At 69.9% G+C, this 1,377-nt stretch carries 2 protein-coding genes; both read left to right on the forward strand.

Annotation, left to right across the window (positions count from 1 at the left end; translation table 11 throughout):
* A partial coding sequence (locus FKP22_RS33160) for a hypothetical protein (RefSeq protein ID WP_170201184.1) occupies positions 1-923 on the forward strand: 923 nt, incomplete at its 5' end.
* On the forward strand, positions 920-1,377 hold a 458-nt coding region (locus FKP22_RS33165; RefSeq protein ID WP_170201185.1), incomplete at its 3' end, for a DUF938 domain-containing protein. The genes FKP22_RS33160 and FKP22_RS33165, both read left to right, overlap by 4 nt.

A 1,377-nucleotide genomic window follows, 5' to 3' on the forward strand; every position in this document is an offset into this window, starting at 1 on the left:
CCGCAGCCGCCAGCGCCACGGCGCAACACAACGCGCTGTGCAGCACCGACAGGCTGGGCCCGTATTTCTGGCAGATAGGCAATGCCGACGGCGCGATGGTCTCCGGCGAGCTGGGCGCCACCTCGAGCACGCTGATGAGCATTGCCTCGGCCTCAAAGTGGATCTACGGCGCCTACGTGGTGCAGCGCCGTGGCAGCGCCAGCGCACTGAGCGCCACGGCCGACCTGCCCTACCTGCACTTCACCAGCGGCTACACCAACCTGGGCAACCTCTCGTCTGCCTTGGCCTGCGGCGCGGACAGCATCAAGACCGTGGACGAATGCCTCAACAGCACGGCCACCAGCGGCCTGCAGGACGCCAGCACCACCGGCAAGTTCGACTACGACAGCGGCCACATGGAAAAACATGCCAGCCTGGTGGGCCTGGGCAGTTACACCGCGCAGGCGCTGGGCACCGAGGTCTCATCGGCGCTGGGCGTCACCTTCGGCTACGGCCAGCCGCTGCTGGCCGGCGGGGTCTACACCACGGCCGACGGCTACGCCACCTTCCTGCGCGCCATCCTGAGCGGCCGGCTGAAGATGAACGGCGCGTTGGGCTACGCCTCGGTCTGCACCAACCCGCTGGACACGGCCCACGGCTGCAGCACGGCCAATGCCATCGTCGGCCCGGTGCCCACCAGCGAGAGCTGGCACTACGCCGTTGGCCACTGGGTCGAGGACGACAGCCTGGTCGGCGACGGCGCCTTCAGCAGCGCCGGCGCCTTCGGCTTCTATCCCTGGATCGACCAGAGCAAGACCTGGTACGGCGTGCTGGCGCGCCAGCAGGAAGGCGAGAAGCAGGGCTACGCTTCGGCGCAGTGCGGGCGCCTGATCCGCCACGCCTGGATGACAGGCGTCGAGCAGACCAGCAGCACGCCGCAATGAACCTTCCCGCCGTTCGCCACAGCCCCGCCGCCGAGCGCAATCGCGGCCCCATCGGAGAGGCCTTGCTCGGCCTGCTGCCGGCCCAGGGCCACGCGCTGGAGATCGCCTGCGGCAGCGGCCAGCACGCGGCCTGGTTCGCCGGCCTCTTGCCAGGCTGGCACTGGCAGCCCACCGATGCCGACGAAGGCAACTTCGCCTCGGTGCGCCAGTGGTGCGCAGCGCTGCCGAACGTCGCAGCGCCATTCCAGCTGGACCTGCTGACGCTGCCAGCCGACCTTGAGGACGCACCGGTGGCCGCCGCCAGCCAGGACCTGCTCTTCTGCGCCAACATGCTGCACATCTCGCCCTGGCCGGCCTGCGACGCGCTGATGCGGCTGGCCGCCGCTGTGCTGCGGCCCGAAGGCCAGCTGATCGTCTACGGCCCGTTCGTCATCGAAGGCGCGCCGCTGGCACC

Source organism: Ideonella azotifigens, assembly GCF_006519715.1.
GTDB classification, from domain to species: domain Bacteria; phylum Pseudomonadota; class Gammaproteobacteria; order Burkholderiales; family Burkholderiaceae_C; genus Ideonella; species Ideonella azotifigens.